The sequence below is a fragment of the Komagataeibacter sucrofermentans DSM 15973 genome (genome assembly GCF_040581405.1).
Taxonomy (GTDB): domain Bacteria; phylum Pseudomonadota; class Alphaproteobacteria; order Acetobacterales; family Acetobacteraceae; genus Komagataeibacter; species Komagataeibacter sucrofermentans.
This window is the reverse complement of record NZ_CP137159.1, coordinates 109,734-124,722: the sequence shown is the minus strand read 5'-3', so window position 1 is coordinate 124,722 and position 14,989 is coordinate 109,734. Positions and strand designations below refer to the sequence as shown.

The following is a 14,989-nucleotide window of genomic DNA, read 5'->3' as shown; positions in this document are numbered from 1 at the left end:
GGGCCTTACGATGACCCTGGTTCAACGCAACATTGAAACAGGATCATCTTTTGCGTCACGTCGATCGCTCCGATCTCGCTGATCTGAATGTATTTCTGGCTATTGCGCGTTGCGGCAGTTTCCGCCTGGCTGCCGTTGACCTGAACCTGACGACTTCCGCGGTAAGCCATGCGATGCGTCGCCTGGAGAGCCGGCTTGGTGTGAGGCTCCTGCATCGGACCAGTCGCTCGGTAGCGCTTACGGCAGCAGGTGATGATCTGTCGAAAGCCTTGCACGTTGGGTTCGAGGCTATTGCCAGCGGATTATCAGCGCTCGAAGGACAACGTACAGAGCCAACAGGGCGCCTTCGTCTTAATGTTTCGAAAGATGCGGGGCAGTTACTGCTAGCATCTGTGTGGGAGGATTTTTTTGCTCGTTTCCCGCTCATCCATCTCGACATCATGGTCGATGATCGCCTCACTGATATCGTGGAAAGCGGATATGACGCCGGCATCAGATTCCTGGACCGTGTACCGCAAGATATGATCGCCATACCTCTTACCAAACCGCTCCGCTGGGTCGTCGCTGGCGCTCCCGAGTATCTGAACCGTCACGGACACCCTCTGAAACCCTCGGATATATATCAGCATCAGTGCATTCAGATGCGGATTGGCGATAATTCTACCTACCCCTGGGAATTCGGTAACGGTGACGAGATGATCCGGATCGAGGGCCCTGGCCCGTTACGTCTCAACGATACACAGATGGCTTTGGAAGCTGCCCGACGCGGGCTAGGGCTGGTCTATTGCCTGGAGAGGCGCATCGAAGCAGAGATCGCAGCAGGCACGCTGGAAATTGTCCTCCCTGACTGGGCATCAATGGGCGCACCTTTCGCGATCTATTATTCAAGTCGGCGGCATCCTCCATCTGGCCTGAGAGAACTGACGCACACAATTCGCATTGCCGAAAAACTTTGAGGAAAAAAATCGTCATCTGGTTCACTGAGCGTCTGAGGCCGGCAGTGTGGTGGAGCAGGCATGATGCGAGGCGATCTGATTGCCGTTTCCGACCGTTATGCCAGCAAGGGAACGTAGTCCCTGCTGACTGGCTCTCCCTTGCGGGTCTCTGTCAGTTCTTGCCTCTGATGGGTGCGGAATCGCGTCGGAGAGGCACCCATTACCCGCTTGAAGGCGTTGCTGAAGGCCGCTTCAGATGCGTAGCCGACCGATTGTGCAATCATTGCGATCGTCGTTTCTCCGTCACGGAGCGCACGCTCCGCAAGGTGCATACGCCACTGTGTCACGTAGGCCAGGGGTATGACCCCCGCTATTTCTCGAAATCGGGTTGCAAAAGCCGTGCGGGACATTCCGGCCGCTTTCGCAAGATCCGGCAGGTGCCATTCCCGGGCAGGATCGTCATGAATAAGTGCCAGCGCCCGTGCGATACGCAAATCGCTTATTGCACGGAGCCATCCGGCACCGCTGTTTTCCGACCGCGAAAGATAGCCACGCAGGATCTGTAAAAACATAAGTTGGGCAAGGCCAGAACACGCAAAGCCCGATCCGGCCTCATGACCCCGGAATTTTTCTACGAGTTGGCCGATCAGCCATTGCAGTTTTTCTGCTTCCCGGCCGCCTGCCTGAAGACGGATCAATGAAGGCAGACTGTCCAGAAGAATGCGTCCACTGACGGCGTCAAGATCGACGTGCCCCCCCATGAGAAAGAAGTCGTCGTTTTCTCCGATCTGAACCACGGTCGGGGCGCCGATGGGGAAAACTTCCAGCGCATCCAATGGTTGTCGTGTCAGGTCGCCCTGATCGAGCAGATCATCGTGCAGCTTACGGTAGCCATAAACCCTGCCACTGTCGTTCCAGGCCTGACGGATCAACGTGGTCTGTCGGACGTCCTCGCGAGCCCGTCGGCTCAGCGGCTCCTTCCGCCAGGCATAATACCCACTGGGCTGTACAGTCAGGCAGCGGCACATTGCCCGAATTCCAAAATGATCGCGATGCTCGGCAATGAAGGCGTATCTCACTTCGCATCCCTGGCGAAATATGCGGTGACTTTTTTTAGGATATCGCGCTCGTGGGTCACCCGGGCCAGTTCGCGCTTCAGTTGCCGGATCTCGGCATCCTTGCCGGTATCGCCTGATGCCACCTTCGCGAATTGCCGCGTCCACGCATACAGCGAATGTGTGCTGACCCCAAGCCGCTGCGAAACTTCCGCTACCGGATATCCCCGCTCGGTAGTCTGCGCCACCGCATCACGCTTGAACTCATCACTGAAATTGGGCTTCCCCATCAACGCCTCCTGTCCTCATTTTTAGGAGCCTGAGCGTCCAGAAATCTAGGGGTTATTCATTACTTGCGTAAAGCCTCACAAGAGGCTGCACATTCGTTGAAAGCGTTGGCGCGCCCTGATCCTCAACTGGCTTTCTCCATCAGATCGCGCGCATGGTCAGCCAGGGTATGCAGGCTGCTCATGGAAGTATCTGCCAACATACTGACCCCCAGCCCATTTTGCGCCCACAGATAGCCTGGCAGATGCCGCATCGGGCGCATGGGGGCTGTAATGTCCACGCCGTACATGGGCCTTACGAAGAGGGAGATCCGGGCGCCGCTGTCATCCTTATAGAAAAAGACGCAGGCCGGGCCATGATCCGTCGGGACAAGCTGGCCTCCCGCAAGGTGATAGCCCGCTGCAGAAAGGTCCGGTGGCCGTACCGGGCGCCCGAGTGTTTTTTCGCCCCATGCCGCCAGTTGTGCAATATTGCCGTCGGTAATCATGCTTTCTTTGCCGGCATCACGCACAATAGTTGCTTCCTGTTCAACGGCAGCCAGTCCGACCGGCACGCGTCGATCACGCATAAACCACCCGCCGCCAAAGCCTACCGACACTGCAAGAACGATGGAGGCAGCCATTCGGGGTATGTTGGAACGCACGGCCTTGCGTTGCCGCAGGTGCGTGATGTTGAAGCGCGCCGGGACGGGCTGCCTGAGTTCCTGCTCCAGCCCGGCATGGAGTGCATCGCGCTCGTTTCTCCACGCCATGACACGTCGCAATGTATCGGGATGATTTTCGAGCCATGATTCGACTGTTCGCAGACGTTCGGGAGACAGGAACCCATCAACCCAGGCCTGCAGGTCATCTTCGGTCACGGGGCGATCAGGCTGTGTCATTTGACTCTCCGCAGCTTGGGGCGTTCCGCATGTTCAACAAGACTGTGCAGGGCAGCGCGTGCCCGGGAAAGGCGTGACATCACGGTCCCGACCGGCAGATCCAGGATTTCCGCAACCACGCCGTATTGCAGCCCTTCAACACAGACCAGCACCATGATCTGCCGATGATCATCAGACAGATGCCCGAACGCATGCACGACTTCCTGCCACTCCAGATGGGGGATCTGCCCGGCTTCCTGCGACATTTCGGGCGGCGTTGCTTCCGGCAGTGACACAAAGCGCCGCAAACGCCGCCAGTGACTTATATTAAGCCGATGCGCGATCGTGAACAGCCACGCGCGCAGGTCAGGCTGGCCACGAACCTGATGTAGTCGCGTAAGGGCACGTTCCAGACAGTCCTGTACAAGATCATCCGCCTGAGACGGGTCACGGGTCAGGACCCGTGCATACCGTCTCAATGCCGGAATGGCGGCCTGTAACCTGATATGCGCGTCATCACTCAACTCCGTCTTTGCCTTTCACAGGATCACTCTCACAGACAAAGACGTACCGGGAGGCAGTTTATTCCCCATAAAACGGGAGAATACCGAAAATATTTTCCGATAGCGCCTTTTGCCGGGAATAAATCCAGCCTGCCTGGCGTCTTGGCAGAAGATAACCGCATCGGACCTGAAAACATGGATCAAAAACCTGCTGGCCCTTCAATGCTGGCCCTGCGCTGGCTCGGGGTTGTTGCCGTACCAACGGCGCTTGCGCTGGCCTTCCTGTGGGCTGGCGGCGGCTTTTCTCCTGACCGTATAACGCAGAACCGATTGATGGCTGAACTGCATAACGCCGGAAGCTACGGACATGGCTTCCGAAGGGCGCATGCCAAGGGGGTCTGTGTCAGCGGATGGTTTGATGCAAGCGCTGACGCTACGCAGCTTTCACAGGCTGCGGTCTTTCATGAACGGCATGTTCCGGTCATCGGGCGGTTCGCTCTTGCTGTCGGGCAGCCTTATGCGCCCGATAGCGCCACGACCGTGCGCAGCATGGCGCTCCGGCTTATGCCGCCCGATGCACCAGAATGGCGGACGGGTATGAATGATCCGCCAGTTCTACCGCTGCGGGATGCGCGCGATGCCTCGGATTTTTTTGCCTCACAGCAGATCGATCCTGCAACCGGAAAGCCCGACCCCGCACGCACGAAAGCGTTTGGTGTGACCCATCCCTGGCTCAAGCCTGCAGCCGAGGAGAACGCCCGTCGTTTTATTTCATCCGGCTTTGCAGACGATACGTTTCACAGTCTTGACAGCTTTATACTGGTCGCCGCAGACGGACGGAAAACGGCTGTACGCTGGGCCATGATGCCGATGGAGCCTGCCATGCCGAGTAATGGAAAGGCGGGCGATCATGAATTTCTGTTCCGTAAGCTGATCAGTGACATTCACGACCATCCCCTGCAGTGGCATTTAGTGATGACCGTGGCGGGTGCGCATGATGTCATCAACGACCCCAGCCAGATCTGGGCACAGGATGACCAGACGATTGACGCCGGAACCCTGACCCTGAATGCCATTGAAAGCGAGGATGGCGGTCCCTGCACGGACATTACCTTTGACCCTCTCGTTTTACCGCCAGGCATCCAGCCGTCGGATGATCCGATCCTGCAGGTCCGCTCAGCGGCCTATATGCGGTCATTCTTACGCCGCTCCGGCGAAAAGCGTGGTCCGAGCGCGGTAACGCCCAACCTGATTCAGGCATCTTCTGAAGGCAAAAAACCATGAACCGGCTGGTCTCATTTTCGCTTCTGTCGCGCGTGCTGCACTGGCTCATGGCCGTGATGATTCTGGGTATGCTGTTTATTGGCGTGTTCATGGCGGCTTCAGTTGGCCCTGACTATCATCGGCTCGTGACAGTGCACCGCCCTCTGGGCATCGCGATCCTTGTGCTGGCCATTCTGCGCCTGGCAAATCGCCTCAGGTCATCCGTGCCACCGCTACCAGATGATCTGCCACCGCTTGTAAAGCGTGCGGCTACGGCTTCGCATATCCTGCTTTATGGGCTGATGATTGCGCTGCCGCTTGTGGGGTGGGGGATGCTTTCAGCAGGCGGGTTTCCCATTCCGCTATGGGGGCAGTCCGTTCTTCTCCCACCCATCCTGCCGCATAATCCTGGGCTCTGGTCCTGGCTTCGTTCTGCCCACACAATTCTGGCGTTTGCACTCTTTGGGCTGGTTCTGGTTCATGTCGGGGCGGCGTTGTTTCATGGAATCATCCGCCGTGATGGTGTGCTGCGGAGCATGACTTAGATGTTACGGCCGTATTTGACCGGGGGAACGGAAGGTTAGCTTTTGGAATAGAGGTGGCGGCAACAGATATACAAGACTATTATGGCTCTTGCTGAGGCTCGGGCTCGATCATATCGACATCTACCGGCCCGCAAGGCTGGACCCGGTAATGCCCGTTGAAGAAACGATTAGCGCTCTCGCCGAGATGATTCAGGCTGGTTATGTCCGGTATATCGGCCTTTCGGAAGTTGGCCCAGAAACTATAGGCGCGCGGCTTCCGTCCATCCCATCAGCGACCTTCAGATTGAGTATTCGCTGATTTCGCGTGGCATTGAGGACAAAATTCTTCCTGCTTGTCGTGAACTCGGCACTGGCATAACATCTTATGGTGTGCTCATGCGCTGTCTGATCAGCGGGTACTGGCAAGGGACAACTGGGCCAGGGGACTTTCGGGTTCGTAGTTCCCGCCTTCAGGAACGCAATGTCGAGCGTAATCTGGCCCTTGTAGAGATATTGCGGGACACTGCAGCCACCAAAGATGCGAGCGTAGCCCAACTGGCAATCGCATGGGGCGCCGCACAAGGTGATGATGTTGTACCACTTGTTAGGAGCCCTCTGGCTCGATCGGCTCTCCGACGCGCTAGGGGCGTTTGATCTTACGCTGGCGCCGACGATCTGGCTGCTATCGAGCAGGCTATTCCCAAAGGGCTACAGCTGGGGAACACTATGATCCGAAACAGATGACAGCGCTCGACAGCGAGAAATCTGGGCCCGTCGAAGGTGAGAAGTAAGATATGACCGGCGCAGCTATCTGACTTACCCTGCTATCGTCTTTACTACAAAAGCGGGTAAGGAATGAACACAATATTCATTCGAGGCGTTGACGTTCATGATAGCTACGGGTCTGGTAGTGCCATTGTCCCGGTCAAGTAGATTACTGATAGCAGGCATTGCTCGACTTAATCGTAATCACGCGCTCTACAAGATGCACACGGAACGAGGCGCGACAACACGCCGGTGCGCTGTCGGTCCGGATCTTGACGGCGTGGAACGTGCCAGAATACATCGGGACACTGATCCCATACTGTCTTTGAGATCTTCACGTAAAACGCGCCGTGAAAACAATACAGATCAAACTTCGATATTATTATTTGTGTTGCGGATCATCCTTCGGATCGACATAGACCATAACAAAAGGACCAACGCCAGAAACCTGCAAGACAGCCCCGCTGTCACCAGCCTTCAGGGCATGAGCCATATTCACCGGAAGATGCACGAAACCGCCAGCTTCCATATGAAGTCCCTCTGACGGATTCATTTTCGGGCCGGTATAATGATCGAGACTGCCAGATATAATCGTGAGCATTTCGTCAAGATTATGCGTGTGCGGTGCAATAACGCTATGGGCAGGCATCATGACCCGGATAGTGAAAGGTTCGTGTTTTGCCAGATTGCCGTAAAGATAGGCAATTTTCATTCCCTGCGGAAAGATAGCTGGTGCAGGCTGCCATTGAACATCTTCGGGGGTGGATATGACCTTTGCCCCGTCATGACTATGGCTCTGGGCAAAACTTACCGAGCCGGTCGAGATAAGTGAAATAGCTGTAGCGATAATGAGGGTGCGTCTGTTCATTGTTTTCCTCTTTCTTCAGAACTTATAATCAACATTTCAGTCGGTAAAGCATCCGGTCGCAGAAAAAATCGGTATGACGTGATGAACGTTGATTACTCTTCCATATGCTTCAAACGTAACGGTTTTCGTCAGACAGATACTTTTATGAAGCCGCATTCAAAAGCAATCCCTTGCGCCGCATCTCTCTGAAACGTGCATGAAAATACGGAAACATCCTTATTTATTCGAATGAGTTACAGGTATCCGACGAACGTCAACCTGACACTGGCGAAGTCGTTTCCTTCTCGCATTTCCCTCTCTGAAGAAACCGGAAAGCAGGCAGCGGGCCGCCTGCCGCCGCTGCCAGGACGGCCCCAAAGAAGACAAGCGTCAAACCGATCAGGAACAATCCCGTAAGGTGGTTTCCAAGAAAAAGAAAGGACGTCACGATGCCGATTAGCGGGACGCCCAATGTAAAATTGGACATCGCGAACACTGATATTCTTCGTCCATATTCAGCCGAAATGACAAAACATACCGATGTTGCCACCGGCCCGATAAAGAACAGCATTCCCAGTAGGTGCCAGTCTGTGGCACCCCATCGAGGCGCACCTTCCACGGCCCAGGCGAGAACCGTCAGAAAAATGGTCGCCAGAAGCATCTGCCACGGCGCGAGGGCCAACGGAGACGTGTGCCAGTGATGATGGCGGATATGGAAGATCGTAACGGCCCAGGCGATTGCCCCGATCAGCAGAAAGATGCTGCCCATGAGCGTTCCCGGTGCGTGCCAGTCCATTTCCAGAGGGGAGCAGATCAGCGCTGTCCCCGACAAGCCCACTAACAATGCCAGAAGCTGCATACGGGTCGGTGTCTGTCGAAGTGCGAGCCACGATACCAGAACGCCCCACAATGGTGTCGTGTAGGCCAGAAGGACCGCGTGACTGGTGTCGGTTCTGGTCATTGCAATCATACCCAGCCCTGTAAAGGTCATCATTTGCAACATGCCCATAGAGGCCACGATCGGCCAGTCGCCCATAGGTGGACGGGAAAGCTGGCCTTTCCACCAGACGAAGCCGAATAGACAGATGGCGGCGCTTCCGAAGCGAATTGCGGCTAGCCACAGGGGTGACACCGTTGCAAGCGCCAGTTTTGTCACGGGCCAGCTCGCGCCCCAGAGCAGAACCATAACGCCCAGCCAGACAAATGTTGCCACGCCGACAGCGGCAGGCTGATGAGTTCTTGATGGCTGGGCCGATTTTGAATTCATGGCGCTATCTCGTGATAGAAATGGTAAAGCGCATTGTATTTATTTCGGCGGGAAAATCCTTTCCAAGTTACCTGATATTTGCTCTTATTGGGTATAGAATACCTGTTTTCATCGTTTTCAAGAAAAGTCTTTCCCATGCAATCCGTGAGTTTCGATGCCGCGAGCCTCAAGATTCTTGAGGCCCTTCAGGACAATGCAGAGATCAGCAACGCCGACCTAGCTGAAAGCGTTGGCCTGTCTCCGTCGCCATGCTGGCGTCGGGTTGCGGATATGAAAGCGCAGGGCGTGTTCAAGGGAACCGTACTGCTGGTCGATCCTCTCAAACTTGGTCTCGCAGTGAATGTTTTTGTCCATGTCTCGCTGCAACAACAGGATAAACAGTCACTGGAGGTGTTTATTTCGGCGGTACAGGCGCGGCCGGAAGTGATGGAATGTTATCTCATGACGGGAGAAGCGGATTTTCTTCTTCGCGTCGTGATTGAGGATCTTCCTCGCTATCAGGAATTCATGCTGGAGGTTCTTACGCAGATCCCCGGAGTATCAAGCATCAGATCAAGTTTCGCGTTGAATCAGGTTAAATATACAACAGCGCTGCCAGTGAAGCATCTGGAACGACAAAACGAAAAGACTAAATAAAATACAAGTAAACTTTCCCCCGATAATGTCTTATCAGGGGAAAATCGAGGCAGGTCTGATATATGATGATCGGTATGGATCTTCAGATAGCCTTCTTGTCTCCGATGCGATCGTAGAATGCGCGCCATGCGAATATGCACAGGCGCGCTTTGACACGTCTGTTCTCAGCCGTTGCGGAAGGTGTAGCTGTATCCGTTGATGGCTGGTGCACCGCCAAGATGGGCGTAAAGAACATTCGAACCCTTGGGGAAGAACCCTTTCTTAACAAGGTCGATCAGGCCCTGGATGGACTTACCCTCGTACACGGGATCGGTAATCATTGCTTCGGTCCGTGCGGCAATGCGCATGGCCTCGACGGTCTCTTTGGAAGGCACACCGTATGCCGGATAGGCGTAATCTTCCATCAGAATGATGTCGTCGCCAGCAATGGCAGGGCCATCGACCAGAGCCGAGGTCTTCTGTGCAATGTCGAGCACCTGGGCCTTGACCGGCTTGGGCGTGAAGGAGGCGTCGATGCCAATGACCTGGCGCGCCCGGCCATCGTCGGCAAAACCGACGACCATGCCCGCATGTGTCGAACCTGTAACCGTGCAGACGACGATGAAGTCGAACTTCACGCCCATTTCCGCTTCCTGGGCGCGCACTTCTTCGGCAAACCCGACATATCCGAGACCGCCATATTTATGGACGGACGCGCCGGCCGGGATCGCGTAAGGCTTGCCGCCCTTCGCCTTGACCTCTTCCATCGCGTTCAGCCAGCTGTCGCGGATACCCACGTCGAATCCCTCATCGACAAGCTGGGAATTGGCACCCATCAACCGTGTCATGAGAATGTTGCCGACGCGGTCATAGACGGCGTCATCGTGCGGCACCCAGCTTTCCTGAATCACATGACATTTCATGCCGATTTTCGCGGCGACAGCCGCTACCAGCCGGGTATGGTTGGACTGCACGCCACCAATCGACACCAGCGTATCGGCACCTGATGCGAGAGCGTCGGGCACGATATATTCGAGCTTGCGAAGCTTGTTCCCACCCATTGCCAGACCCGAATTACAGTCTTCGCGTTTGGCGTAGATATTGACATCACCACCAAGAAAATCCGAAAGGCGCACCAGATGCTCAATCGGCGTCGGGCCAAAAGTCAGGGGATAGCGTTCGTAACGGTCAAGGTTGAGCATGGGCGGACTCCGTAATGACGAGGGCGTCCTGATGGCTGGACGGTCCTCAGTGATTGCGTCCGCACTATCTCACATTCCTTATGAATGGTGCTTCCTTATTAGTCCAACATAATGCGTATCTCTTCCTACGTGATCGATTCCCACGTAGAAATAGATCATAAAATATAACTTAATCGGAAGATCCTTTCATGCCAGAAAATCTGGACCGAATCGATATATCCCTGCTGCGCCTGCTCCAAAAGAATGGCCGGATGCCTAATGCGGAACTGGCACAGGAGGCTAATATCAGCGCGGCGACATGTCATCGCCGCGTACAGCGACTCATGGCAGATGGTTACGTGCGCGATGTCCGCGCAGAGCTCGAACCAGCGCAGCTCGGTTTTGGTACGCTCGCTCTCGTCGGGGTCGTTCTTGACCGCTCGACGCCCGACAGCTTCGGTCTGTTCGAACAGGCCGTACACAACATCAAGACGATCCTAGACTGTTATCTTGTGGCGGGGGATTTCGATTATTTTCTCAAAATCAGGGTAAAGGATATGGCTGATTTCAACCGATTTCACGCCAGCCGCCTTATCGCCCTGCCGGGCGTACGTCAGACACGAACATTCTTCGTCATGAAAGAGGTCGTGGACGGCCGACCTCTCACGCTCTGAAAGCACACGTGCAGGTCAGTGCCTTCTTGGATTCAGTCTGCTGCGCCGTCACCCACAGGGGGATGCCCAGCGGCTGCTCCCTGTCTGCTTCAAGAATTGACCAGACAGGCAGCACTTACCTCAAGTCAGACAAGGTGGTAGGCCTCCTGTTGTTATCCTCGTGAGTCTTCCGCAGTTCATAGGAACTGCGTCTTTTAGGAAGGATCTGTCATGCCCAGCCTGTTTGAGCCGATCGAACTGGGAAGCATTTACGCCAGAAACAGAATTCTCATGGCACCGCTCACACGCGCCCGGGGCACCCGTGAGCATGTGCCCACTCCCATCATGGCAGAATATTACGCGCAACGCGCTGGAGCCGGTCTGATCATCTCGGAGGCGACCGGGATCAGCCGCGAAGGTCTTGGCTGGCCTTATGCGCCGGGTCTATGGTCGCAGGAACAGGTGGAAGCCTGGAAGCCCATCACCGCTGCAGTCCACGCCAAGGGCGGAAAAATCGTGGCCCAACTTTGGCATATGGGTCGGATGGTGCATTCCAGCGTGACGGGTCAGCAGCCTGTGTCCTGCTCGGCGACAAAAGCACCTGAAGCGCTCCATACTTATGACGGCAAACAGGCTCCCGAAATCGCCCGTCCTCTTACCAGGGAGGACATTGCCCGCATCCTGGACGATTATGAAAACGCTGCTCGCAATGCTCTTAAGGCAGGCTTTGACGGTGTGCAGATTCATGCCGCCAACGGTTATCTGATCGACGAATTCCTGCGGGACGGCACCAATCATCGTTCCGACGAATATGGCGGTTCGCCGGAAAACCGCATCCGCTTCCTGCGTGAAGTCACGGAACGCGTGATCGCAACGATTGGCGCGGACAAGACGTCAGTACGGCTGTCCCCCAATGGCGATACGCAGGGTTGCATCGACAGCCATCCCGAGCAGGTTTTTGTACCGGCGGCAAAGCTGTTGAACGACCTCGACATCGCTTTTCTTGAACTGCGCGAACCCGGGCCGAATGGCACATTCGGCAAGACCGATCAGCCCAAGCTGCATGGTCCGATCCGCGAAGTTTTCAGGAAGCCGCTGCTTCTGAATCAGGACTACACACGCGATGAAGCGATCGAGACCGTCGCAACCGGTGTCGCGGACGCCATTTCATTCGGCCGTCCATTCATCGCCAATCCGGACCTTGTGCGTCGTCTGGAAGACAATCTGCCTCTGAACAAGGACGATATCCGCACCTGGTACTCGCAGGGCGCAGAAGGCTATACCGATTATCCACTTGCTCGCTGACACCCTATTTTCTTCGCAAGCTCCTTCCATTACAAGGAGCTTGCATTTCAACTATAGAAAACATTTAGATGCCCACGTGATAGTTGTCGTGTGTTGGGCGAAATCACCTGAATAGTTCTACCCTCTGTCATGAATGTGAATGCTGCAAAAGGCTGTTTTTGGTAGTCCTTATCAGCAGTCGACTATCTGCTTTCCCCAGGTCAGATCGTGCAGGGAAAAGTTATCTTTGAATAAGGCGGGCATGATCTACGAAGCGGATATGTCTGCCGGTGCCTCGTGCCTGCCCTGCGTGTCTTCACGCGTGCCTTTGCTGTTCATACACGCGCAGATTCAGATCCGTGAGATCCAGGAGAGGCGTCGGGATCTGATGGACGCGTGCCCGCCTGACCAGATCACCAATAATCTGCTGCGCCTCCACAGGCGCATCCTGCAGCAGATCCCGGAACATGGAGGACGTCAGGGTGGAGTCCGTTTTCGTCAGGAGACTGACAGTGCCCTTCAGCGTGGCATCCCGCAGGGGATAGCCAGCAGCAGCGGCCGTCGACGCACATTCGTGGATCACCGCCTGTGCAAAGGCCTGACCTGCTGGCTGGGTGGCGACATCCCCCACGGTTCCGCGCATCAGGCAGCAGATGCTGCCCAGGGCGGCGAGCAGCACCCATTTGTCCCACATATCCTGCAGGATGTGGGTGGAACACACGGTTTTAAATCCGGGGCCCGACAGGGTTTCCGCAATACTGCGCGCCGCTGGCGTATTGCTACCGTCCCGCTCCCCCACGGAAAGCCGGGGGAGGGAGCCCGTCTGGACAATGCGCCCCTGCGCATCAAGCTTGCTGACGATAAAGCATGTCCCCCCCATGACCGCGGCAGGGCCAAAGCGGTCTGCTAGCATATCAAGATGCTGCATGCCGTTGAGGAGTGGGACAATCCGAGTCTGCGGTCCCACCGCAGGCGCAAAATCGTTCATTGCACCCGTCAGGGAATAGGCTTTTACACTGAGCAGGATGATGTCGTAGGGACCCTCAATCCCACCGGCCATCACCATCCGGGGGGCGATGGTGACGTTGCCAACGGAACTGATCAGGCACAGGCCCTCGGCACGGAGCTGCTGCAGGCGCCTTTTGCGCACCAGAAAGGTCACGTCATGCCCGGCGCTGGCCATGCGCGCGCCAAAATACCCACCCATGGTGCCCGCGCCGACAACAAGAATTCTGGAGCCCATGACGCTATTTCCTCTCTTTAATCCGCCCTGACGTGTTGCGGTTGAAGGCGCGTTGGGGCGCTCTGGCGGCAGGGGTCAAGACAGGCTCAGAATCTCGACCTTCCCGGATGCCGGGCCTTGATGCTGGCCTCGTCAATATAGGTCTCGACGACCTGAAGGCTTTTGTGCCGCGAGAAGCGCTTCAGCTCCAGGAGATCATACCCGTCTTTCGCCCCCGTGGTGATGGCCCCGCGGCGCAGGCTGTGTCCGCCAAAGTCCCCCTCAAGGTGGGTGTCGCCGCAGCGTTTGCGGATGATGTCCGTGACCGCCCGGTCCGACAGGGCGTGCGGGCCGATCCTGGGCGGGGCTCCGACGGGAGTGGTTCCCGCCCTGTGACCCCGCGCGGACCAGATACGCCGGAAGACCGGACCTTCCGTGATCCCGGCCTGCCGGAGCCAGGTCTCGTATGCCAGAACCGGGCAGTTCCGGGTCAGGCCCCGCGGGATGCCGATCAGCGCGCCCTTGCGCTGGGGATCCCCCTTGGACCGGCCCAGTCGGATCTGCATGCCGTCCTCGTCCACCGTAATGTCTTCCATCTTCAGTGCGGCAAGTTCGGAGCGCCGAAACGCGCCGGCAAAACCGAGCAGAAGAATGGCCCGGTCCCGTGCACCGACCAGATCGTGGGGACTGATGGCCTCGACGACCCGGACCAGCCTGTCCCAGGTGAGCGCGGTTTTCTGGCGGGGCAGGGTCTCCTTTGCCTCCCGACGGATGCCAGCAAGCGTTGCGGTCACCATCGGGTGGGCGGTGGGCACGGCAATCTGCGCCAGATGGTGCAGGTAGCGCAGGGCGGCACGATGCAGGTCGATGGTGCTGGTCCTGCGCCCCTGCAGTGCCATGTCGGCCAGATAGGCGGCAACATCCTCGCTGCGGGCCGGCAGGGCGGGCAGCGCATGACCGGCCGCCCAGCGACACCAGGACCGCACGGCGGCGCGATAGGTGCGCAGCGTGTTTTCGGCCTTGCTGCGGTGCATATAAGCATCGGCCGCCTGACGGGCCGTGGCCAGGCGGCCATCATGTTCGGGGACGGGCTGTGCCGAGACGACGGAAAACCATTGCGCGACGGCAGCGGCCGGCTGGCCAACGGGGGCAGGGGGCGCCTCTGTCGTCTCGGGACAGGCCCCTACGGGCAGGAGCGGCCGGAACCAGGCCAGGAAACAGGGTGTGCCATCATCGATTTCCAGCCCGACGGCCAGTTCGAACCCTGATGGGATATCGGCCACATGGTCCTGAGCCATCTGCTGGGCGGCCGATGCATACGGCACGTTCTGGGCGAGGGGGGTATCCGGGGAATAGCTACCGTCTGGCAATTCGATGCCCGCCAGAAGCAGGGGTAGGGGCGGGGTGAACCGCGCGGTCGAGAGGATTTCGCGCCAGCGCGCCGGGTCCTGTGTCTCGGCCAGACGCTGTCGTGTCAATTGGTCAACGCGGGCGTGCAGCGCGGCCTGCGCGCGCCTGCTGGAGCCGAGGATGCGGATGTCGCTCAGCATGACCGGCTTTCCCGGTCCGAAGACCCCTGGGTGCAGAAAAGGTGACCGGGGTCGCCCCTGCCTCTTTTCCGCTGGCCCGGCCTAGGCTGGGCGATCGGTTCGGCAGGACAGAGCCGACCGCTACGCGGGCAGCAGGGGAGGGGCAGACAGGCAGGTAGGGTGGAAAGGCTCTGGAACA

General features: G+C 57.1%; 14 protein-coding genes and 1 pseudogene. 7 read left to right on the top strand and 8 right to left on the bottom strand.

What is annotated here, in order from left to right; all coding sequences use genetic code 11:
- The first annotated feature begins 32 nt into the window (after window positions 1-32).
- Window positions 33-956 carry a LysR substrate-binding domain-containing protein gene (locus R5N89_RS15660; RefSeq protein WP_110569942.1) on the top strand — a complete coding sequence of 308 codons (924 nt, stop codon included), beginning with the start codon at window positions 33-35 and terminating at the stop codon, window positions 954-956.
- Between the two features lie 95 nt (window positions 957-1,051).
- On the opposite strand, the gene R5N89_RS15655 is transcribed toward R5N89_RS15660, so the two are convergent.
- The 3 genes from R5N89_RS15655 to R5N89_RS15645 form a co-directional block, all read right to left on the bottom strand.
- Window positions 1,052-2,280, bottom strand: a protein-coding gene (locus R5N89_RS15655; RefSeq protein ID WP_244192262.1) for a helix-turn-helix domain-containing protein whose coding sequence is annotated in 2 segments — window positions 1,052-2,052 and window positions 2,052-2,280 — 1,230 coding nt in all. The coding sequence is not laid out codon by codon here.
- A gap of 122 nt (window positions 2,281-2,402) precedes the next feature.
- Window positions 2,403-3,158: an anti-sigma factor gene (locus tag R5N89_RS15650; RefSeq protein ID WP_110569943.1), complete on the bottom strand. Its 756-nt coding sequence runs from the start codon at window positions 3,156-3,158 to the stop codon at window positions 2,403-2,405.
- Window positions 3,155-3,616, bottom strand: coding sequence for an RNA polymerase sigma factor (locus tag R5N89_RS15645; protein WP_244192268.1), 462 nt, complete (start codon window positions 3,614-3,616; stop codon window positions 3,155-3,157). Before R5N89_RS15645 ends, R5N89_RS15650 begins: the two co-directional genes overlap by 4 nt.
- A gap of 27 nt (window positions 3,617-3,643) precedes the next feature.
- Between R5N89_RS15645 and R5N89_RS15640 the strand changes: the two genes are divergently transcribed.
- The 3 genes and pseudogenes from R5N89_RS15640 to R5N89_RS15630 all read left to right on the top strand — a co-directional run.
- Window positions 3,644-4,924, top strand: a complete 1,281-nt coding sequence (locus tag R5N89_RS15640; protein WP_244192263.1) for a catalase family peroxidase — start codon at window positions 3,644-3,646, stop codon at window positions 4,922-4,924.
- Window positions 4,921-5,448, top strand: a complete 528-nt coding sequence (locus R5N89_RS15635; protein ID WP_110569946.1) for a cytochrome b — start codon at window positions 4,921-4,923, stop codon at window positions 5,446-5,448. Before R5N89_RS15640 ends, R5N89_RS15635 begins: the two co-directional genes overlap by 4 nt.
- 76 nt (window positions 5,449-5,524) lie before the next feature.
- A pseudogene (locus R5N89_RS15630) lies at window positions 5,525-6,218 on the top strand (aldo/keto reductase); the annotation flags it as partial.
- A 356-nt stretch (window positions 6,219-6,574) separates the two neighbouring features.
- Here R5N89_RS15630 and R5N89_RS15625 read toward each other — a convergent pair.
- Both R5N89_RS15625 and R5N89_RS15620 read right to left on the bottom strand, forming a co-directional pair.
- Window positions 6,575-7,060, bottom strand: a complete 486-nt coding sequence (locus R5N89_RS15625; protein WP_146220227.1) for a cupin domain-containing protein — start codon at window positions 7,058-7,060, stop codon at window positions 6,575-6,577.
- Between the two features lie 253 nt (window positions 7,061-7,313).
- Window positions 7,314-8,306, bottom strand: a complete 993-nt coding sequence (locus R5N89_RS15620) for a DMT family transporter (RefSeq protein WP_110569948.1) — start codon at window positions 8,304-8,306, stop codon at window positions 7,314-7,316.
- Between the two features lie 135 nt (window positions 8,307-8,441).
- Here R5N89_RS15620 and R5N89_RS15615 point away from each other — a divergent pair, with 135 nt between their 5' ends.
- Entirely contained in the window at window positions 8,442-8,942 is a 501-nt protein-coding gene (locus R5N89_RS15615) for an Lrp/AsnC family transcriptional regulator (protein WP_110569949.1), read from the top strand.
- A gap of 164 nt (window positions 8,943-9,106) precedes the next feature.
- On the opposite strand, the gene R5N89_RS15610 is transcribed toward R5N89_RS15615, so the two are convergent.
- The gene (locus R5N89_RS15610; RefSeq protein WP_110569950.1) at window positions 9,107-10,123 is read right to left on the bottom strand and encodes a 1-aminocyclopropane-1-carboxylate deaminase; all 1,017 of its coding nucleotides are present in this window, start codon (window positions 10,121-10,123) and stop codon (window positions 9,107-9,109) included.
- Window positions 10,124-10,311: 188 nt separating this feature from the next.
- Here R5N89_RS15610 and R5N89_RS15605 point away from each other — a divergent pair, with 188 nt between their 5' ends.
- Window positions 10,312-10,776, top strand: a complete 465-nt coding sequence (locus tag R5N89_RS15605; protein ID WP_110569951.1) for an Lrp/AsnC family transcriptional regulator — start codon at window positions 10,312-10,314, stop codon at window positions 10,774-10,776.
- 210 nt (window positions 10,777-10,986) lie between these two features.
- On the top strand, window positions 10,987-12,060 hold the full coding sequence (locus R5N89_RS15600) for an alkene reductase (RefSeq protein WP_110569952.1): 1,074 nt from the start codon (window positions 10,987-10,989) through the stop codon (window positions 12,058-12,060).
- A 295-nt stretch (window positions 12,061-12,355) separates the two neighbouring features.
- Here R5N89_RS15600 and R5N89_RS15595 read toward each other — a convergent pair whose 3' ends face one another.
- Window positions 12,356-13,282, bottom strand: a complete 927-nt coding sequence (locus tag R5N89_RS15595; RefSeq protein WP_110569953.1) for a ketopantoate reductase family protein — start codon at window positions 13,280-13,282, stop codon at window positions 12,356-12,358.
- An 86-nt stretch (window positions 13,283-13,368) separates the two neighbouring features.
- Window positions 13,369-14,811 carry a tyrosine-type recombinase/integrase gene (locus R5N89_RS15590; protein ID WP_110569954.1) on the bottom strand — a complete coding sequence of 481 codons (1,443 nt, stop codon included), beginning with the start codon at window positions 14,809-14,811 and terminating at the stop codon, window positions 13,369-13,371.
- Window positions 14,812-14,989: the final 178 nt, after the last annotated feature.